Raw genomic sequence first — 21,344 nt, forward strand, 5'->3', positions numbered from 1 at the left:
TATGAAATTAAAAAAGTATTGGTTAGTAGCATTTCTAGCTTTTTTGGCAAATTTTAGTTTTGCCCAAGAAGGTATTCCTATTTATTCGGATTATTTAACAGATAATTATTATTTAATCCACCCATCTATGGCAGGTGTTGCGAATTGTGCCAAAATAAGATTAACCGCAAGACAACAATGGTTTGGCATTGATGATGCCCCAAGTGTGCAGACTTTGAGCATGAATGGAAGAATAGGTGACTCTCCTGTAGGAATTGGAGGTATTCTTTTTAATGATGCCAATGGTTACCATTCTACAGTTGGAGGCTATGCAACTTTTGCCTATCATTTAATGTTTTCGAGAAATGAGATAGATTTAAATATGCTATCTTTTGGTTTAAGTGCTGGATTTCTGCAGTATAAGCTCGATGAAACAAGTTGGTTGGTTCCTGGAGCACCTTTTGACGAAGCTGTATTAGGTATAGAACAAAGTGCCACAAATTTTAATATCGATTTTGGATTTTCATATCATTTTATAGATTTTTATGCGCATTTTACTGCTAAGAATATTTTAGACAATTCTGGAATAAATTTTAATAGAAACGGAGATTTCGAATTTAAAAATTTGAGAACCTATTTGTTATCTTCGGGCTATACGTTTAATAAATTTGGTAGTGACTGGAGTTACGAACCTTCAATAATGTATATGTATAGAGATGCAACTAAAGAATCTTCAATTGATATAAATGCTAAAGTTTACAGAGAAATGGATTTTGGTAAAGTTTGGGGAGGTTTATCATATAGACGTAGTTTAGATGGTGCGGAATTTCAGGATGGTACAGGCGTAAGTAGTCAAAAATTACAATATATTACACCATTTTTAGGAATTGATTATAAGAATTTTGTCTTTGCCTATACGTATTCTTATCAGGCAAATACCGTGAATTTTAACACAGGTGGTTTCCATCAATTAACGCTTGGTTTCAACTTTAATTGTAGAAGAGAGAAATATGAATGTAACTGTCCTGCGGTGAATTAAAAGTATATAAAATAACAACAAAAAGAGGCTTAATGAAAATTGAGCCTCTTTTTGTTCAGTCATATTTAATATTTTGATATAATTCTTTTAGTTTAAACCTATTAGTTGTTTTGGAATTTGAATTTTTTTATTTGGAATTTAATAACTCGTGGACTTTGTCCCAAGTAAGTTTATTCCCACTTGTAATTTTTCTTTTCGGCCTGAGTTCTTAAGGCTTCAAGCATAGCGCTTTCTAAGTTATTTGTGGAATCATTGTTTTGTTTAGCCACATAATCCCGACGTTTTAGATTTTGTGCTTCAATTTCATCTTGAAGTTTTTCACGAGCTTTACGTTTTCTTTCAACATAAGATTTTATTTCAGCCTTAGTCTTTCCTTTCAATTCCTTAGGCAATTCGCTTTCCTTTAAATCTTCATAAGAAAAACTAGCTTCTTCTTCAGCATCTACCAAATCCCAAGAACTATTCTTATACAATCTTGAACTTTTACTGACCGTTCTACTAACGGCATTCGCTTTATTATAACTCATAGCATTGTAATCTTGTTCGGCTTGCATTTCTATTTTTTTTCTGCCAGCACTGCCGTAGGCTACGTAAGTTTTATTCAATTTTTCATTCAACTCTAAAATTTTATCGTCATAGGGTGACGCTACATGTACCGTTGCCTCATTATGATTAATCGCCATATAATTCCCATGTGTTAAATCGGCTCCATCTTTCCATTGGGTTGAAACACCTTGATTGTAATCACCACAAAAAATAGTGTTGACCGTTACATCTTTTTGATGCGCTAATTTAGAGACATCCTTGTAATTCACAGTGCCTTGTGAATAAGGTTCATTTCCAGCGATGAAAATAAGTTTTAAATCGTCTATACTGTTTCCCCATTCTAATTGCTTGAGAGCAGTTTGAATTACTTTTCCGCAGTATTCATTACCACCATTTGTAGTTAGCGAGAATAAGGATTTTGAAATTTCATCCAAATCATCACTAAAAGCAATCACTTGTTTTACATAACCTTCTTCTGCATTAAGATTATCATTTCCATATTCGTAGAGGGCGATTCTAAGGTTAGGACTTTCGTCTTCGCATTTTGCGTAAGAGAGTTCATTTACAATCTTCCAAAGTTGTGCTTTAGCTTGGTCTATTAAACCATCCATACTATTACTGGTGTCTAGTAATAAGGCGACTTTAATTTCAGGTTTTTCAGCTTTAGATGTGGTTTCAATTACAGTTTCAGCAATCAATTCGTTTGATATATTCGATTTTTTATTATTCGCATTGCAAGCCAATAAGGTGCTTAAGCCCAATGCGATGACTAAGGGTTTCAATTGTGGTTTCATATTTTCTAGTTTTTTATTTAATTTATATTTTTTTTTGAAGTAATGTTTGTTGAAAAACACCTCTAATGAGCTATGTTCGGTATCTTCAACAAAAGCTTTCGCTTTTATTTCGATAATCCTCTAGGGGACAATTCTACTCAACCACCATAATTTTAATATTGACATCCAATATATTTATCACTTAACGGACTAAGTCTTGATTCTTTAGTCTAAAAGCATAGCGGTCTTGAATCTATTTTATTTCGTATTCAATTCTTTAACATCAATAGTTCCATTAGGAGATATCACATAATATTTGTGGTCAATTTTAGTTTCAACAATAGGTGTTGGTTTTTTCTCTTTTGGTTTCGGTGTAAAAACTAATTTTATATTCATACCAATTTGAACCACAGGTTCTAAGATGTACGGATTAACCACTACATCATAATTTTCATAAGTCAAAGGTTGATAATAGTAAGACGTCTGTTTTTTTACCGTAGTTATGCCTTTATTTTTCTCTAAGGCTTCAACCGACGTGCTATTGTAAGCCTGGTAGCTTTGGTAAAAATCTTTTGGGAAATAACAGTATTTATCATCTGCAATAGCAACATCGTAATCAGTCATATTAAAACCTAAAGCTTTATAATATGCTTTTTTCTCATCTATAAGTTTCAATAATTCGTCTTGAAGATTTTTGTAAACTTCCTGTATGTTGTCAATATAATAATCGACCTTAACTAAGTTGTAAACTTCACTTTGAGCACATGCTTCCAAAATGGATTCAAACTGATTGGTCTTAGTAAATTGAATATGGATATTGTGTTGTAATTCAAATCCTTTAGGTACTTCAGTATAGGTTTTGCTAAATAATTTCTTGGTAACTTCAACTTCATAAATAGGAATAAAAGAAATCACATCAATCGCTATATTTTTTTGAGTGATGCCTTTAGCATTCAGACGGTATTTAATACTGTCCATACGTGCTTTCATCAACTGATTTGTTTTTTCAGCTGAAGGGCCAATTTGAGACACATTGAAAATGGCAGTATATGTTGTGGCACCAGCATTTTGAAGCGCTTTCACATCAACGGTCAATACATTACTTGGATAGAGCGTTTTGTTGATTTGTTGCTGAACGGTTGGATTATAAATTTGGGCATTACCAGAGCTTAGAATATTTTGTCTTGAAATATCTTGCGTAATCTGATTGTAATTGCCACGGTGTTGTGCAGAAAGATTCATATTAAATAATAAAAGCACAAATGCTAGAAGGGTTGTTTTCATTTTTTGTATAGTTTTTAATGTTTTTAAAAGGAGCTAGACCAATTAATATTAGGTGTTCTTTTAAATTTTATACTTATTGTTCATCGCTTAAAGTATCAAGTCTTAATTCAAGATTCTAACAGCAAAGCGGTCTAGTTTCTAATTTTTGTAAAGCTCTATCGAAAAAAGACGAATTAAAAACCACAATGAGTGAAGTGGCTATTTGAATGCGTAAAGCTGACTATATTTTTAGTAGCGCTTGCTTTTTAATGATAAAACAAACCTAAATTCAAGTTGGCTATTTTTTGATACCAAATAAAGTATGTAAGTTTAGTCCAATAAATAAAAATATTAAGTGAGAGTTTCTAAACCATATTGTTTTTTACTTCTATTTTTCTTAATAGGATTTTTATCCTATGGACAGCAAAATGACTTAAATAGAAGAGTTGATGAAGCGGAATTTAATATCAGAGGTTCTGTATATGAAGAAAATACTTTTAAACCATACAAGGGTGTAGAGATTTTGGTAAATGGTGGGAGATATACAAGGACAAATTTAGATGGTTCTTTCAATATTAAAGCAAGAATTGGAGACGAACTTATTATAAGCCATGACGAATTTGAAACTATATATTATACCGTAGTTTCTAATGAACGCATAACGATAAAGGTCAAGGATTCTGAGCAATCTGGTTTTCGTTCTCGTAAAGATGGCGATTTTAAACGTTTCAATGAGATGATAGATTCTGCAGATGTCTATCTCAAAAAAGATGCTGAGAAGAGCATAAAATTTATTGGTGATGCTTTAGATGTGGATATAAATACCGCACAAAGCGCCGAAGCGCATGCATTATTAGGTGATATCTACAGGTATTGGAAACAGTACGATTTAGCAATTTCAGCCTATAAAATTAGCATCCAAAACCAGAATACGGCTTCAGCACAACTCAAATTGGCACGTGCTTATCTTAACAATACTGATTTTGATACCAGTCTGGCGACCTACAAAGCTATAGAAGAACAGTCCTTATCTAATTACGACAAAACCATTTTATATGAAGGAATGGGTGATGCCTTTGTGAAATTGAAAGATTTCCCCAAAGCGATAGAAGCTTATGAAAAGGGATTGGAAGTAGCAAGAAAACACTTAATAGCACCAAAAGTTACGGATTTAAATTCTAAAATGGCACAGGTCTTTAGCGATCAAGGACAAACAAATAAGGCAAAAACCTATTTTAGTAATTCTTTGAATTTAGCCGAAAAAGAAAATAAAAAACGAGCTGTTGAAGAACAAGTAAAAGTAGCGGAATTCAATAGTGCCAATGCAGATTACGAAGATGAAATTGTATTACGAAAGCAGGCTATTGAAGGTATAAAAGACATTGAAAAAGATTCTGTTATTGCCAATGAAAGTCCTATTACTACACAAAAACAGAATTACAAAATTGGAACGGCATACTTACTTAAAAACGAATTAGATAATGCTATTCCCTATTTTGAAAAAAGTATTGAGGAAGCCAGTGAAAAGGACGATTTAGAAGTTAAAAAAGATGCGACTAGAAAACTATCCGACGTTTTAATTGAAATAGGGGAAACCAAAAAAGGTTACGAAATGTTAGCGGAACATATTACTACGGTTGACGAATTATATGCTAAAAAGATCCAAGAAATATCACAAGTAGCACGTTTTAGTAGGAATATTGCAGAGCAGCAAAACCGAATCACAAGTTTAGAAAGTGATAGAGCTTTATCAAAAAGCACTTATGAATTAACCCAAGAGCGAAACAAAAGCCAACAACTCATCATTTATTCGTTAATAGGAGGTTTAGTGTTGCTTTTAATTACGGGTTTTTTAATGTTTAAATATATAAAGCAACAACGTTTGGCAAATAATTTATTGGCTTTAAAATCCTTGCGAAGCCAAATGAATCCGCATTTTATTTTTAATGCACTGAATTCGGTAAACACCTTTATTGCCACCAATGATGAACGTACAGCAAACAAATATTTGACTGATTTTTCACAGTTAATGCGAGCGGTTTTAGAGAATAGTGAAGAAGACTTTATTCCGTTGAAAAAAGAAATAGAACTGTTGAATTTATACACCAAGCTCGAGCATTTTAGATTTCAGGATAAGTTTGACTACTCTATAGATGTGGATGAGACCATTGATGTTGAAGAATTTCAGATTCCACCAATGTTATTGCAGCCTTATATTGAAAATGCGGTTTGGCATGGCTTGCGATATAAAACGGAAAAGGGCCATTTGAAGATCAATATTCGGCCAAAATCCAAAGATGAAATTACCATTACCATTGCAGATGATGGCATTGGAAGAGTACGTTCTAAAGCTTTAAAAACAGATCATCAGAAAAAGCAGAATTCAAAAGGGATGAACAACATAAAAAAACGTGTCGCTATTTTGAATGAAATGTATAAGGATAAAGTGGATGTTACGATTGCCAATTTTCAGGATTTGGAAGATGCAGGAACAAAGGTAGTGGTGACTTTAAAAAAGGATTAAAAAAGTACGAAGCACGAAGTTTGAAGTTAGAAGTAACTTCATGCTTCAAACTTCGTGCTTCAAATTATAGAATATGAAACTAAACGCAATCATAGTAGAAGACGAAGAAAACAGCAGAATAATTCTAAGAAATTATTTGACGAAGTACTGTCCAAATATCTCAATTTTAGGCGAAGCTGTCAATGTTGATGAAGCCTTGATTTTAATCAGAAACAATGATCTGGATGTGGTGTTTTTAGATGTAGAAATGCCTTATGGTAATGCGTTTGATTTGTTGGATAAGGTTGGTGATATTAATTTTGAAACCATATTTGTGACCGCTTATAATCATTACGCGATAGATGCTTTAAATGCACATGCGTCCTATTACTTAATGAAACCGATATCTATTGATGAATTGATAAAAGGTGTGGATTATGTCACAGAAATTAGAACGAAGGAAGAGGCACTTCAAGACCAAGTCTTAGTGCCAAAGACTAATTCCGTAAATGGCAAAATTACCATTCCGCAGCAGGATGGTTTTGAAGTTATAGAAACAGCAGATATCATGTATTGTAAAGCCGATGATAACTATACCGAAATTTTCCTGAACAATAACAAGAAGAAACTCGTCAGTAAAACTTTAAAATATATTGAAGAAAGTTTGAAGGATGCCAACTTTGCGAGAGTCCACAAAAGCTATTTGGTTAATGTCAATGAAATTATAAAGTACGTAAAAGGTAAAGGAGGAAGCGTGGTGTTAAGTAATGGAAAGGAAATCGTGGTATCTGCTTCTAAAAAATCTGATTTATTGTCTTATTTTAAATAAGAAAAGTCGATTCATCACAGATGAGCCGCACTAGCGAAAAAGAATATCTTCTATAGCTAGGCGCTCATTTTTAACAGCCGAGACTTCATAAACTCAAGCAAAATTAAAATCTCAATTTTAGAGCTTTATATCCTCTAATTCGTTCTCGGCATTAAAACCTAAGGGTTCGATAGGACGATCTTCATAAAAATGCTCAAAAGTCTTATCGGTTGTATAATTATCTTTTAAAGTTTTATAAACCATTATAACCACTGCTATTTGTCCGATAACAGTTAAATAAAACACCCAAGAGAATGGAAAATTTAAAGTCGCCATTATAGTAACCGTAATCAGTAATAAAGTGGTAATTATAATGTAAGGAAAAGGTGAAGTTTTCATAATTCAAAGTCTTTTTTTTATAAGATAGATAATTTTCAAAAAATAATAAAGACTTTTAACGGAACTCTAACAGCAATTATAACTGCAATTCCACGACCACACCTTCATTGGCTCTCACATTAAAAACCGTATTATCTTCAAAAATGAGGTACTGGCCTTTTATACCCACTAATTTTCCGGAGTAGCTAGGTGTTTTATTAAGGTTAAGGCTTTTAGGTTTTTCAGGGTAATGTTCCACAGGAAAATGAAGATGCGTTTCCGAATTGTTTTCAATAAAATAAGGTTGGGCTTCTTCTGGAATATAGGTTTTTAAATTTCTGCGCCACTCCAATAAATCTTCGTCCTTAATATCATTCTTCAACATTGTTCGCCAATTGGTTTTATCAGCAACGTGATCTTTTAGAGCGACTTCCGTGATTCCGGCTAAATAACGATTGGGAACTTCAACAATTTCAACAGCTTCGTGTGCACCTTGATCTATCCATCGTGTTGGGATTTGGCTTTTTCTGGTCACGCCTACTTTTACATTACTTGAATTCGCTAAATAAACAATATGCGGTTGTAATTGCACTTTCTTTTCGTAATCTAAGTCTCTGTCTTCCTTACCTAAGTGTGCCGTACTTAACTCTGGTCGCATAATCCAATCGCCTGCGAATGGTTTATCAAAAAAACAGGTTTTACAAAAGCCTTGACGATAAATAGGTCTATCTAACCCACAGCTTAAACATTGATGACCAACAAGTTTCATATGAATAGGTTTATTCAGTAATTGATTCATATGAATAAAATCATTTTCAAAGACCAAATAATATTGAATGGGCTCTAAAAATTCTGTTTGCATTTTTGTGAGGACTCCTGAGTAAACCATGAAAGAATTTTAGTAAATTTAACTTTTCAAATTTAGAAAACTAAATAAGTAAAACAAACATTTTCCAAATGCCGTTTAACGGCTAAAGATAGCCAATCTATGCCAATTCCTATTGTAAATTCTATTGCTTCCTGGTTTTTGAAAAAACGATTCCATCAAATTGAATTGTTTTTAAAATATCCAAACGAAGTTCAAAATGAATTGCTTTTCAGCTTATTGAAAGTTGCAAAAGATACTGAGGTTGGTAGAAAATATAACTTCGATTCCATAAAAACCTATAGAGCGTTCAATGAACGAATTCCTATTGTAAACTATGAGGAATTTCAACCTTTAATAGAACGTTCACGAGGTGGTGAACATAATATATTTTGGCCAAGTCCAATAAAATGGTTTGCAAAATCTAGTGGAACGACTAATGCTAAGAGTAAATTTATTCCTGTAAGTTATGAATCCTTAGAGGATTGTCACTATGCGGCAAGTAAAGACTTACTTTGTATGTACTTAAACAATAATGAGGATGCACAATTGTTTACTGGCAAAAGTTTACGACTTGGCGGCAGTAAAGAATTGTACCGGGAAAATGGAACGGCATTTGGTGATTTAAGTGCTATTCTTATAGACAATATGCCATTTTGGGCAGAATATAGTAGTACGCCAAGCAACAGAGTATCGCTAATGAGCGATTGGGAAACCAAGATGCAAGCTGTTGTTGAAGAAACTATAGAGGAAAACGTAACGAGTTTGGCAGGTGTGCCATCTTGGATGTTAGTTTTGCTGAATAACGTATTGGAAAAAACAGGAAAGAATAATATACTTGAAATCTGGCCAAATCTTGAAGTTTATTTTCATGGAGGCGTAAGTTTTAATCCGTATGTTGAACAGTATAAGGCAATTTTACCATCCGATAAATTTAGGTATTACGAAACCTACAATGCCTCTGAAGGTTTTTTTGCTATTCAAGATCAAAATAGTTCCAGTGATTTATTGTTGATGTTAGATTATGGGATTTTCTATGAATTTATTCCTATGGATGGTTATGGAACGCCTCAGCAAACTGCCATTCCGTTGAGTGAGGTACAACTAAACACTAATTATGCAGTGGTAATTACAACTAATGCGGGATTATGGCGCTATAAAGTTGGTGACACCATTCGGTTTGTGAGTTTAAGTCCGCATCGCATTAAAGTTACAGGTCGAACCAAACATCATATCAATGCGTTTGGTGAAGAATTGATTATAGAAAATGCAGAAAGAGCATTGAAAAATGTATGCAAGCGTACGTCGGCTGAAATTGTAGATTATACGGCGGCTCCCATATTTATGGAGGGCAAGGAAAAAGGCGCACACGAATGGATTATTGAATTTAAAACACCTCCAGAAAATATGGCTTATTTTGAAGAGTTGTTCGACAATGCCTTAAAATCCTTAAACTCGGATTATGAAGCTAAGCGCTTTAATAACATGACTCTGAACAAACCGAAAATCCATAGTGCTAGAGCCAACTTATTTTACGATTGGTTAAAGGAAAATGATAAGCTTGGAGGCCAACATAAAGTACCGCGTTTATCCAATTCTAGAACTTACTTAGAGGAATTGTTAACTCTTAACGCCTCATAATTTAGCCTGAATTTCATCGAAGAAACTAGCATTTTACTTAAGATTGTCGGACAATAACGGGTCTCATCTAGTATATTTTTTAATTTTCTTATTTCGAGGTCACAAATTATAATTTCATAACAATTAATCCATTTATCCCTACATTATGAAATCTACACTACAGGTGCTTTTCGCACTTATGTTTTGTGCCTACAGTTCGTACCACAAAACTGATCCAAAAAAACCAACTGAAGTTGATGATTTAAATAAAAGCGGTTATGCTTTTGATGTGAATGTCGTCCGAATAAATTCTGATTATTCGGAATTTGCCTGTTCCATGTTTAGAGAAAAACTTGTAATTGTATCTTCAAAAACCATTGGAGCGATTGGTCCAGGAATTGACTCAAAAACGAATGAACCTTTTACAGATCTATACTATTTAGACATTGATAAAAAAGGTCGTTTTTCTAGAACATCTTGGTTTAGCCGAATTTTAAATACCAAAGCAAATGAAGGTCAAGTGGCATTCTCTAAAGATGAAAACACTATTTACTACACGCGTAGCGATCGTCAGCATACATCAAACTATAAGTTGTATAAAGCGGAATTGAGAAAAGATACACCCGGAAAATGGTTCGATGAATTAGAACTGGCTATAAGCAGTGATGATTACTCCGTGGAAAGTCCACATGTTTCTGCAGATGGAAAGTTCTTATATTTTTCATCAAACATGGAGGGCGGTTTTGGAGGTTTTGATATTTATATGGCTAGAATCCATAAAGATGGAGGGATAGGAACTCCTGTTAATCTGGGCGACACAATCAATTCCATTGAAGACGAAAAATATCCATTCACTTCAAAGGACAACAAAGAATTGTACTTTTCTTCAACAGGACATGAGAGTATTGGTGGTTATGACATTTTTATCTCTAATCGATTAGAGGGTGTTTATACAGCACCGAGAAACTTAGGTAGATCTGTTAATTCAGATAAAGATGAAATTGCCTTTGTTATTATTGATGATAAAAACGGTGTTTTTTCTTCCAATAAAGCCAAGAAAAGTAATACTTATAATATGTATCATTTTGAAGCTAAAATACTGTACAAAGAACTACAAGGTGTAATTACTACAAAAGACCATAGAATCCTACCAAATGCAACCGTAGTATTGTTAAATAGCGCAGGAGAGGAAATTGAACGCCAAAAAACAAGTATAGATGCGTCTTATCATTTTCAAATAAAACCTTTTGAAAACTATCAAATTATTGCGGAAAAAGAAGGTTTTGAAGATTTTACATTACATCTAAAGCCTAGTGCAAAATCACAAAATTCAGTTCTAAAAATGACACCTAAAGTTGAAGTGAGTTATAATTAGGTAAAACATTAACATTTTAACCTTAAAAAAAACATAAAAATACTAGTTAACGAAAATCATAGTTGTTTTAACCAATAATCAATGGAGGAATAATTGACTTTCATCGAAGCTTATATCTTAGCTGAAATTTAATGTGCTATTGATATCAAAACTAATTTCGAACAAGAAATTATATAACTTTTTGAACTGAATATTGCCAGCAATATTATTTTGATTAATCCCTAACTAAAAAAACCACAATTTCTACTATTGAAATTGTGGTTTTTTATATTCTCAAATTTTTCAGTAAGTCTAAGACACCGCCTTCAACTTCTTTAAGGTAGATTTCGCCAATCGATCATCAGCATATGACTTTGTAACGTTTAATTTAGTGTCTCCAGAACCTGGTAATTCAAACATGGCTTCGGTTAAGATTTCTTCACATAATGAGCGTAATCCACGAGCACCAAGTTTATATTCAATGGCTTTTTCAACTATATAGTCTAATGCGCCATCAGTAATAGTGAAATCGACATCATCCATTTTAAACAATTTTTTGTATTGTTTAATAATGGCGTTTTTAGGTTCAGTTAAAATCGCTCTTAATGTTTTTGCATCTAAAGGATCCATATGCGTTAGCACAGGCAAACGTCCAATAATCTCAGGGATTAATCCAAAATCCTTTAAATCCTTAGGAATGATGTATTGTAAAATATTATCCTTATCTACAGTATCGGTTTTCATGGAACTGTAACCAATCGCCTGCATATTTAAACGTTTGGTAATCACTCGTTCAATACCATCAAACGCTCCACCAGCTATAAATAAGATGTTTTCGGTATCTACTTCAATAAATTTTTGGTCTGGATGTTTGCGGCCGCCTTTTGGTGGTACGTTAACCACAGTACCTTCTAATAATTTTAATAAAGCTTGTTGCACACCCTCTCCAGAAACGTCTCTTGTTATGGATGGATTATCGCTTTTTCGTGCAATCTTATCAATTTCATCGATAAAAACGATGCCGCGTTGCGCTTTTTCTAGATTATAATCCGCAGCTTGTAATAAGCGGGTTAGAATACTTTCCACATCTTCACCAACATAGCCAGCTTCCGTTAATACAGTTGCATCAACTATGGCTAAAGGTACATTCAACATTTTAGCAATCGTTTTTGCCATTAAAGTTTTACCAGTACCTGTTTGTCCAACCATGATGATGTTACTCTTTTGTATTTCAATATCATCATCTGTTGGTGGCTGCAATAAACGCTTGTAGTGATTATATACCGCAACAGACATCACACGTTTGGTGTAGTCTTGTCCTATAATATATTCATCTAAAAAGCCTTTGATTTCCTTGGGCTTTCTAAGCATTAATTCTGCACTTAAATCTGAATTACCGGACTGTTTGGATTCCTCTATCACAATGCCATGTGCTTGCTCAATGCAACGATCACAAATATGGGCATCCAAACCTGCGATTAGTAAACTGGTTTCTGGCTTTTTCCTACCACAAAATGAACATTCTAACTCTTCCTTTGCCATCTTAAATATTGGTTTGAAGTTTAAGGTTTCTAATTTATAAACCCAACACTTCTATTCTTAATTTCTATTTATAATTTTAGTCGAAAGTAATTGAAATTACTTGCGTTCCAAAATTTCGTCAATCATTCCATAATCCAATGCTTCTTGAGAACCCATCCAATAATCTCTATCAGAATCTTTTTCTACTTGCTCAATTGGGTTGCCAGAATGGTTGGCTATAATTTGATACAACTCTTCTTTTACACGAATGGTTTCCTTTAAGGCAATCTGCATATCGCTTAACTGTCCTTGGGTTCCGCTACTGACCTGATGAATCATTACACGAGAATGCTTTAAAGCAGAACGCTTGCCTTTTTCGCCAGCACATAGCAACACTGCCGCCATAGACGCAGCAATACCTGTACAAATCGTAGCGACATCTGGTTTCACAAATTGCATAGTATCATAAATTCCTAAACCAGCGTAAACACTCCCTCCTGGTGAATTGATGTAAATCTGAATATCTTTTGAAGCATCAGTACTTTGCAAAAACAATAATTGTGCTTGGATAATATTAGCCACTTGGTCGTTAACACCTGTACCTAAAAATATGATACGATCCATCATTAAACGTGAAAATACATCCATAGCAACCGCATTCATTTGACGCTCTTCTATAATGTTTGGGGTAAGGTTGGTAGGATTCATGCTTGTAATTATTTTCTGGTAATAATTACTGTTGATACCTTGATCTTTAGTGGCGAATTTTTCAAATTCTTTTCCGTAATCCATATAAGTTTTTGTTCTTTTTAATTTATGAAATAATCCTTTTAATCTTATTATATATCTCTGATGAGATCCTGAAACGAGTTCAGGATGTCACTAGTTTTCTTGAGAAAATTAGTGACAAAAAAGGCGTAAAATTTTTGAATTTTACGCCTTAAAGATACTAATAATTTTTAGGTTACCATTTTCACGCTAACGACATTTTAACGTTTTGCGGTTTTACCTTAATATTTTTAATTAACTATAAAATTCTTTTACAAAATCATCATAAGTGATGTCTTTGGTCTTTATGTTCGCTTCAGTCTTATATAAGTTTAACAATTTCTGACTCATTAATTGCTCGGACATACGCTTTACTTCATCTTGATTTCCTAAGATACGCGCAGCAATATCTTCCAATTCTTTATCTGAAGGATTCATTTGACCAAATTGTGCCATCTGTCCTTTAATCATTTCCATGGCATAAGATTTTAATTCCTCAAACTGAACCTGAAGCTTATGGTCTTGGATTAATTTTCCTTCAATTAATTGGTAACGCATGCTTTTTTCAGACTTTTCGTATTCCTCTTTAGCTTGCTCTTCAGACATTTCTTCTTCGCCAGCAGTTTGCATCCATTTCTGTAAGAAACTTGCTGGTAAGTCGAATTTTGTGTTTTCAATTAAAGTCTCAGTCACATCATTCAGTAATTTCTGGTCGCCTTGCTGCTTGAATTGCTTTTCCGAATCTTCCTTAATTTTTTCTTTAAGTTCAGTTACAGAAGTTACATTGCCTTTTCCAAATAATTTATCGAACAATTCTTGATCTAAATCGGCCAGTTCACGTTCGTTGATTTCCGTGATTGTAAAGTTCACTTCAATATCTAAACCATGAACATCATCATGAGGGACTTTTAAGTAGGTCATTAAATCGTGGTCGTCGTTAAACAAACCTTTTGTATTTAATGTGATAACATCACCGACTTTAGCTCCAATAAATTTCTTAGGATTTGTTTTTCCTTTTAATTTATCTAAAGTAATGGTGGTAGAATTTTCGATGTCCTTTTCCTCGTTTGTAAAAGTTCCCGTGATTTCTGAAGCTTCAGTGACTTCATTTTGGGAAACAATTTTTCCATATTGCTTTTGGATGGATTCAATCTGATCATTGATCATTTTATCGTCAGCTACAATATTATAATGTGTGATTGCTTTTTTGCTTTTTAATTCGACCTCGAATTCTGGTGCTAAACCTAATTCAAATTCAAAAGAAAAGGCCTCAGCATCCCAATCTAAATCGTCTTGTGCTTTTGGCAACGGATTACCTAAAACATCTAGTTTTTCTTCAACTAAATACTTTCCAAGAGCGTCTTGTAATAATTTGTTTACTTCATCTACCAATACAGCTTTACCATATTGCTTCTTTACCATTCCCATTGGTACGTGACCTTTTCTGAAACCTGGAATGTTAGCAGATTTGCGGTAATCTACTAAAATCTTCTCTACTTTATCGCTGTAATCTTCCTTTGCGATATCCACTTTTACAACTGCATTTAATGCATCGATGTTTTCTCTTGTAATATTCATTGTAATTTTGATACTAAAATTGGGCTGCAAAAATACAACATTTTTTGCAACCCAACAACAGTTTTAAGCGTTTGTATATCAGCTACTTTTTATCGTCTTTTAAAAAGGATTGAAACAAGGATTGGAGGATGGATAATAGTATACTGAACAGTACCGCTGTCCAAAAACCAGCAACACCAAATCCATCAATTAATTTGTCTGCCAATAAGATAATCAGTGCATTGATAACCAATAGAAAAAGACCTAAGGTTATAATAGTTACAGGCAAAGTTAGAATGACCAATATGGGTTTAACCAATAGGTTAAGGATGGCTAATACCACGGCAACAATAATAGCACCGAGATAACCATCTACGGTTACACTATTTAAAAGATGTGCTAAGATGAAAACCGCTAATGCGTTTAGTAAAAGTCTGAGGATGAGATTCATGTTATTTTTTATTTTTAGTTGACAACAAAAACAATTGGAATTGAAAATGGCATTTTTACTAGTTTACCAAGCTGCATTGCTGGTTTAAATCTCGGTAACTCTCGCATTACTCTTTCTGTTTCTATTCTAAGAACATGATGAGGTGCTTTTATACTTACAATGCTTACATAGCCATATATATCTACTTCAAATTTAACAAAAATTCTTTGCTTTCCAGATAAACCAATGTTGTTTCCTAAGTTGGCATCGAAGTTTTCTAGAATTACCTTATTAACCTCTTGATTTGTGCATTTTTTTAGTGCCTTATTACTTTTATGAGACTCACAACCTGGGTAAATAGCAGCTCTTTCAAGTACACCGTCTGGTACTTTGGTACCTTCTAAATCTGTATTGTAGTTTGATTTGGTTACTGAACCATAAAAGTATTTAATTTTCTCAATCTTTTTACCGCTAGCATCAAATTTTATCCAATTATTATGAAATCGATCTTTATTATAGTCACCTTTCCACTCTAGAATTCCGTTGGGTAAATAGCGTTTTTCTTCTCCTTCTTTCTTATCATTTTTATTCTCTCCAATTAACTTGAGGTTTCCATTTTTATAAAAATGTTTATATACACCACTACGTTCATTCTTTTCATAATTTATGACCCATTCTATTGTTCCATTTTCGTAATAACGGATCCACTCACCTGATAGTTCATTGTCTTCATAATTGGCTTCAATTTCTAGTGTTCCATTTTCTAGATAGATTTTAAAATAACCTCCTTTTAGCTGTCGCTCATATTTTAAATTTCCACTATTATAAAAGCCAGATACTAAATATTCGCCATTAATTTCTTCAGTTTTACTTTTTAAGGTTCCATCTTCGTAAAAGGAACTATAAACCATATTGCGTTTTCCTTTCTCATACCTGTATAAGCTGGAAACTTGACCATTTTTATAATAACTTTTCCAATTGCCATCAGGTTTTCCGTTTTTAAACTGACCTTCTACTTTAAGCACACCTGAATTATAATAATCTTTATAGGGACCATCTGGTGGACTTTGAGCAAATGAAAAGTGAGTGATAAATAAAAATGCAATAATTGAAAAAAAATACTTCATACTGAAAGTGCTTGAAACTGTTTTTTTAAATAAAATTTATTACCGCACCATAAAACTCTTCAGGATTCTCCGCATGTAACCAATGACCAGCATTAGAGATCGTTATAATTTCGGAATTTGGAAAATGGCGATGAATAATAGCTTCGTCAGCTTCTCCAATGTATTCGGAACGGTCGCCTCGTAAAAATATAGTGTCTTTTTCAAAAACAGCATGAATAGGAAGTGCTTCTCCAACTTCTGAAACATTGTCTTTTAAAACTTCCAAATTCATACGTAAACCTAGTTGCCCTTTTTCGACCCAATATAAATTTTTGAGTAGAAATAGTCGTGTACCTGTTTCATGAACATAGTTGCTTAACGCTTCCTCTGCTTCTCCTCTGGTTTTTAATTCTGAAAAATCTAAACTGCTTAAACCCTCAAGAATAGCATCATGATGCACAGGGTAGTAACGTGGCGAAATATCGGCAACCATAAGTTTGTTTACAAATTCCGGATATTTTGTAGCAAAAAGCATTGCTGTTTTTCCTCCCATGGAATGGCCTAACAGTATAATATCCCTTAAATTGTGTTCATCGCAATACACTTTTAAATCTTCGGCCATTAACTCATAATCAAAATCATCAGAATGAAAACTACGACCGTGATTCCGTTGGTCAACGAGATGTATTTCAAAATTGAGTTTAGAAAATTGCTTGGCTAAGGTTTTCCAATTATCTCCCATACCTAAAAATCCGTGTAGGATAATGAATGGTTTTCCTTTTCCTATGATGTTTGAGTGTAGTGTCATATTTTTTGAGTTTGAAGTTTGAAGCACGAAGTTCTTCCAACTTCAAACTTCGTGCTTCCAACTTATTTAAGCTTTTCCAAGTACTTTCCTATTACATTCTCAACGCCCATATACAAACTTTCAGCAATCAAGGCATGTCCAATAGAAACTTCCAACAAACCTGTAATATTTTCTTTAAAGTATTGAATATTGTCCAACGATAAATCATGACCTGCATTAATGCCCAGCTGCATGGTATTTGCCAAACCAGCGCATTCCATATAAGGATCAATAGCCTTATTGTTTCCTAAACTATATTGATGCGCAAAGGCTTCGGTGTAGAGTTCTATACGGTCCGTTCCAGTGGCTTTTGCACCTTCGATTTGATGTAAATCTGGATCGACAAATATGGATGTTCTAATGCCGTTGTTTTTAAATTCCTTTATCACTTCAACTAAAAAATCTTTATGCTTCAAAGTGTCCCAGCCAGCATTAGATGTAATGGCATCTATGGAATCTGGTACCAAAGTGACTTGCGTTGGCTTAATCTTTAAAACCATATCCACAAATTTAGGAATAGGATTGCCTTCAATATTATATTCTGTGTAAACTTCAGATTTTAAGTCATATGCATCTTGATAACGAATATGTCTTTCATCTGGTCTTGGGTGGATGGTAACGCCTTCTGCTCCAAAACGTTGCACGTCTTTGGCAAATTGAACCACATTGGGCACATCGCCTCCGCGACTATTTCTCAACGTGGCAATCTTGTTTATGTTAACACTTAATTTGGTCATATTTAAACATTTTGAATTACAAAAATACAAACATGAGCACGCATTTTATGGTTATTTTTGATTAATTTGCAACTTAATAAAATGCATATAATGGAGCTTCAAGATTTTGTGATAAATGATATTAAACCGCTGAATGTAACAGATAAAGTGAGCGATTTGCAAATGCTGTTTAATCAATTGACCTATTCGCATATTCCTATTATGAAAGATGTTATTTATATGGGATGTATTTCGGAAACGGATGCTCATTGTTTTGAAAGCGCAGATATTATAAATGATTGCAACTACGCTATAGAAGGCTTTTTTGTAAGGCCTACTACTGTTTGGTTAGATGTACTTGAGGCATTTGCCCAAAACGATTCTAATATTATGCCTATTTTGAGTCAAACCAATAAATATTTGGGCTATTATGAACTCAATGATATAATTCATTTGTTTAATGAAACCCCTTTCTTTTCGGAGCCTGGAGGTATTATAATTGTTGAAAAAGGTCTTAATGATTATTCGTTTAGTGAAATCAGCCAGATTGTGGAATCTAATGATGCTAAATTATTAGGTGCATTTATTTCTAAAATGGATGGAGATTTAGCAAAAATCACCTTAAAGATCAGTAATGGAAGTCTGAATGAAATTATTCAAACCTTTAGACGATATAGTTATAATATTGTTTCTGGCCATGAAGACGACTCTTATATCGAAAGCCTAAAGGAACGTTCGCAATATCTTGACAAATACTTAAATATGTAATGATGAAACGAGCATGTTCAAAATTTTGTCAACTTAAAGAATAATTATTAGCGAACAGCATGTGCCCATGGAAAAATTATAGATAAAAACACATGAAAGTAGCCATATACGGTCAGAATTACGTTAAGGAAACCACTCAAAAGGCAGTGGGCCAACTTTTGGATTTTTTACTAGTAAAAAATGCCACTGTTTTTTTTGAAAGCGAATTTATAAAAACTCAAAATATAGAGATAAAAGATAATTCAGCAATTCAAACCTTCGAGAAATTGGATAATAGTTTTGATCTCTTAATAAGTGTTGGAGGTGATGGTACTATTTTAAGAGCTGTAACTTACGTGAGAGAATTAGGTATTCCAATTGTTGGAATTAATACAGGTCGCTTGGGTTTTTTAGCCACTATACAAATTGACGATATCCAAACGGCGTTGTCTGAAATATTTAATGGAGACTATAAAATTTCAGAACGCTCCTTGCTCAGTGTCACCACCAATCCGGAGCATAAAGATGTGGTCAATACCAATTTTGCACTCAACGAAATTGCCTTAAGCAGAAAGAATACCACATCCATGATTACTGTTGAAACCCATCTCAACGGTGAATATTTAACCTCATATTGGGCAGATGGACTCATTTTATCTACACCAACAGGTTCTACGGGCTATTCCTTAAGTTGCGGTGGACCAGTGATTGCGCCAGATGCCAATAATTTTGTTTTGACTCCAATTGCTCCTCATAATTTAAGTGCTCGCCCATTGGTAATTCCAGATAATACAGCAGTAACATTAAAGGTTGCTGGTAGAGAAGACCAATTTTTAATGTCTCTAGATTCTAGGATTGTAACCTTAACCAATACTACTACTGTAACGGTTAAAAAAGCCGATTTTGCTATCAAAATGGTAGAATTATTAGATGAAACCTTTTTGGCAACACTTCGAAAAAAGTTACTTTGGGGTGAAGATCGACGTAACTAAAACAATAAATACCTCTTTAAACTGTTTATGATTAAGACAATTTACTTCAAATTGTTACACACAAATCTTAATTGTTATATTTGCAAACTTTGAAAAATTTATGAGGTATTTTTTTCTGCTTTTATTAAGCACATTTATTATTAATATGGCTGAGGCTCAAATCTATGAGGTAGGTGTTTTTGCTGGAGGAAGTAATTTTATTGGCGATGTTGGTGCAACTGAATATATATCGCCAAATCAACCTGCGTTTGGTGCTATTGCAAAATGGAATAGAAGTCCAAGGCATTCTTTCAGAGCGTCTCTAATTTTTTCAGATTTAAAAGGTGTCGACGAAAAATCAGACGATCCAAGAAGAAAAGAACGAGGTTATCAATTTAATGCCAGTATATTGGAGTTTTCCGCAGGAATGGAATTCACATTTTTGGATTTTGATTTACATCCAAGTGGTTTAAAAGGAACACCATATTTATATTCAGGTATTTCGCTTGCCAACCATGACAATTATTATTTTACACCTACAGGTGAGTACACATCGGAAAACACAAATAGTTGGGCTGTGGGAATTCCTATGGCAATTGGCTATAAGGCAAAAATTGCCCATCAGTTTGTATTGGCAGCAGAAATTGGTGCACGCTATACGTTTTCTGACGAGTTGGATGGAAGTGTGCCAGATAATGAAGGAAGAGAATCATTGAGTTTTGGTAATACTAATAACACAGATTGGTATATGTTTACAGGAATTACATTAACTTACACCTTTGGTAGAAGACCTTGTTATTGCAATTTTTAAATGAGTTTAAAAGAAAAAATAAACAAACAGAAACTTCCCAACCATGTCGCCATTATCATGGATGGCAATGGTCGTTGGGCAAAGCAAAAAGGATTGATTCGGGCTATAGGTCATGAGAATGGAACAAAATCAGTTAGACAAACGGTAGAAGCCAGCGCAGAATTAGGAATTAAGAATTTAACACTTTATGCGTTTTCAACGGAAAACTGGAACAGACCAAAATTAGAAGTACAAACACTGATGAAACTTCTGGTGAAGTCCTTAAAAAAGGAAATTAAAACACTTCAGGATAATGGCATAAAACTCTCTGCTATAGGATGCTTAAATGATTTACCCAAAAAGGCACACCAAGAACTTTTGGATGTTATAGATAAAACGAAGGATAATAATCATATGACATTAACTTTAGCGTTAAGCTATGGTTCTCGCGAGGAAATTGTTAATGTTATTAAAGAATTATCGGTTAAAGTTAAAAATAATATAATTTCTGCTGAAAGTATTGATGAATCAATTATAAATAAGCATCTTTACACGCAAAATTTACCAGACGTTGACCTGCTTATTCGCACCAGTGGAGAACAACGGATTAGTAATTTTTTGCTATGGCAAATAGCCTATGCAGAATTATATTTTACAGATATTTTATGGCCAGATTTTAAGAAGGAAAATCTATATGAGGCACTCATAAATTATCAAAACAGAGAACGAAGATTTGGAAAAACAAGCGAACAACTTACCTAAT

General features: G+C 33.6%; 20 protein-coding genes. 9 read left to right on the forward strand and 11 right to left on the reverse strand.

Features of this window, described 5'->3' with window-relative positions:
• Position 1: 1 nt before the first annotated feature.
• Positions 2-1,018: a PorP/SprF family type IX secretion system membrane protein gene (locus tag HM990_RS02300; protein WP_178987389.1), complete on the forward strand. Its 1,017-nt coding sequence runs from the start codon at positions 2-4 to the stop codon at positions 1,016-1,018.
• 170 nt (positions 1,019-1,188) lie between these two features.
• Here HM990_RS02300 and HM990_RS02305 read toward each other — a convergent pair whose 3' ends face one another.
• Entirely contained in the window at positions 1,189-2,358 is a 1,170-nt protein-coding gene (locus HM990_RS02305; protein ID WP_178987390.1) for a vWA domain-containing protein, read from the reverse strand.
• 237 nt (positions 2,359-2,595) lie between these two features.
• Positions 2,596-3,621, reverse strand: a complete 1,026-nt coding sequence (locus tag HM990_RS02310) for an SIMPL domain-containing protein (RefSeq protein WP_178987391.1) — start codon at positions 3,619-3,621, stop codon at positions 2,596-2,598.
• A gap of 334 nt (positions 3,622-3,955) precedes the next feature.
• On the opposite strand from HM990_RS02310, the gene HM990_RS02315 reads away from it, so the two are divergent.
• The gene (locus HM990_RS02315) at positions 3,956-6,124 is read left to right on the forward strand and encodes a tetratricopeptide repeat-containing sensor histidine kinase (RefSeq protein WP_178987392.1); all 2,169 of its coding nucleotides are present in this window, start codon (positions 3,956-3,958) and stop codon (positions 6,122-6,124) included.
• Between the two features lie 73 nt (positions 6,125-6,197).
• A complete protein-coding gene (locus HM990_RS02320; RefSeq protein ID WP_178987393.1) occupies positions 6,198-6,932 on the forward strand; it encodes a LytR/AlgR family response regulator transcription factor in 735 nt (244 codons plus the stop codon).
• A 117-nt stretch (positions 6,933-7,049) separates the two neighbouring features.
• Here HM990_RS02320 and HM990_RS02325 read toward each other — a convergent pair whose 3' ends face one another.
• On the reverse strand, positions 7,050-7,310 hold the full coding sequence (locus HM990_RS02325; RefSeq protein WP_178987394.1) for a hypothetical protein: 261 nt from the start codon (positions 7,308-7,310) through the stop codon (positions 7,050-7,052).
• A gap of 76 nt (positions 7,311-7,386) precedes the next feature.
• Entirely contained in the window at positions 7,387-8,178 is a 792-nt protein-coding gene (locus HM990_RS02330) for a DUF2797 domain-containing protein (RefSeq protein WP_178987395.1), read from the reverse strand.
• A 99-nt stretch (positions 8,179-8,277) separates the two neighbouring features.
• On the opposite strand from HM990_RS02330, the gene HM990_RS02335 reads away from it, so the two are divergent.
• Together HM990_RS02335 and HM990_RS02340 are read left to right on the forward strand one after the other, a co-directional pair.
• Positions 8,278-9,795 (forward strand): GH3 auxin-responsive promoter family protein, encoded by a 1,518-nt coding sequence (locus HM990_RS02335; protein ID WP_178987396.1) that lies wholly within the window; start codon positions 8,278-8,280, stop codon positions 9,793-9,795.
• 145 nt (positions 9,796-9,940) lie between these two features.
• Positions 9,941-11,149 carry a PD40 domain-containing protein gene (locus tag HM990_RS02340; RefSeq protein ID WP_178987397.1) on the forward strand — a complete coding sequence of 403 codons (1,209 nt, stop codon included), beginning with the start codon at positions 9,941-9,943 and terminating at the stop codon, positions 11,147-11,149.
• 291 nt (positions 11,150-11,440) lie between these two features.
• Here HM990_RS02340 and clpX read toward each other — a convergent pair whose 3' ends face one another.
• From clpX to HM990_RS02375, 7 genes are all read right to left on the reverse strand, one after another.
• Positions 11,441-12,670: an ATP-dependent Clp protease ATP-binding subunit ClpX gene (gene clpX, locus HM990_RS02345; RefSeq protein WP_178987398.1), complete on the reverse strand. Its 1,230-nt coding sequence runs from the start codon at positions 12,668-12,670 to the stop codon at positions 11,441-11,443.
• A 96-nt stretch (positions 12,671-12,766) separates the two neighbouring features.
• On the reverse strand, positions 12,767-13,441 hold the full coding sequence (locus HM990_RS02350; RefSeq protein ID WP_178987399.1) for a ClpP family protease: 675 nt from the start codon (positions 13,439-13,441) through the stop codon (positions 12,767-12,769).
• Between the two features lie 231 nt (positions 13,442-13,672).
• Positions 13,673-14,995 (reverse strand): trigger factor, encoded by a 1,323-nt coding sequence (gene tig / locus HM990_RS02355; protein WP_178987400.1) that lies wholly within the window; start codon positions 14,993-14,995, stop codon positions 13,673-13,675.
• Between the two features lie 82 nt (positions 14,996-15,077).
• Positions 15,078-15,425 (reverse strand): phage holin family protein, encoded by a 348-nt coding sequence (locus HM990_RS02360; protein ID WP_178987401.1) that lies wholly within the window; start codon positions 15,423-15,425, stop codon positions 15,078-15,080.
• A 14-nt stretch (positions 15,426-15,439) separates the two neighbouring features.
• On the reverse strand, positions 15,440-16,531 hold the full coding sequence (locus HM990_RS02365; protein WP_178987402.1) for a toxin-antitoxin system YwqK family antitoxin: 1,092 nt from the start codon (positions 16,529-16,531) through the stop codon (positions 15,440-15,442).
• A 25-nt stretch (positions 16,532-16,556) separates the two neighbouring features.
• The gene (locus HM990_RS02370; RefSeq protein ID WP_178987403.1) at positions 16,557-17,318 is read right to left on the reverse strand and encodes an alpha/beta fold hydrolase; all 762 of its coding nucleotides are present in this window, start codon (positions 17,316-17,318) and stop codon (positions 16,557-16,559) included.
• A 62-nt stretch (positions 17,319-17,380) separates the two neighbouring features.
• Positions 17,381-18,094, reverse strand: a complete 714-nt coding sequence (locus HM990_RS02375) for a pyridoxine 5'-phosphate synthase (protein ID WP_178987404.1) — start codon at positions 18,092-18,094, stop codon at positions 17,381-17,383.
• Positions 18,095-18,184: 90 nt separating this feature from the next.
• On the opposite strand from HM990_RS02375, the gene HM990_RS02380 reads away from it, so the two are divergent.
• The 4 genes from HM990_RS02380 (at position 18,185) to HM990_RS02395 (ending at position 21,343) form a co-directional block, all read left to right on the forward strand.
• The gene (locus HM990_RS02380) at positions 18,185-18,841 is read left to right on the forward strand and encodes a CBS domain-containing protein (RefSeq protein ID WP_178987405.1); all 657 of its coding nucleotides are present in this window, start codon (positions 18,185-18,187) and stop codon (positions 18,839-18,841) included.
• A 92-nt stretch (positions 18,842-18,933) separates the two neighbouring features.
• Positions 18,934-19,812 carry an NAD kinase gene (locus tag HM990_RS02385; RefSeq protein ID WP_178987406.1) on the forward strand — a complete coding sequence of 293 codons (879 nt, stop codon included), beginning with the start codon at positions 18,934-18,936 and terminating at the stop codon, positions 19,810-19,812.
• Between the two features lie 100 nt (positions 19,813-19,912).
• The gene (gene porG / locus HM990_RS02390; RefSeq protein ID WP_178987407.1) at positions 19,913-20,602 is read left to right on the forward strand and encodes a type IX secretion system protein PorG; all 690 of its coding nucleotides are present in this window, start codon (positions 19,913-19,915) and stop codon (positions 20,600-20,602) included.
• A complete protein-coding gene (locus tag HM990_RS02395; protein ID WP_178987408.1) occupies positions 20,603-21,343 on the forward strand; it encodes an isoprenyl transferase in 741 nt (246 codons plus the stop codon).
• Position 21,344 lies beyond the last annotated feature (1 nt).

The organism is Winogradskyella schleiferi (assembly GCF_013394655.1).
GTDB lineage: Bacteria > Bacteroidota > Bacteroidia > Flavobacteriales > Flavobacteriaceae > Winogradskyella > Winogradskyella schleiferi.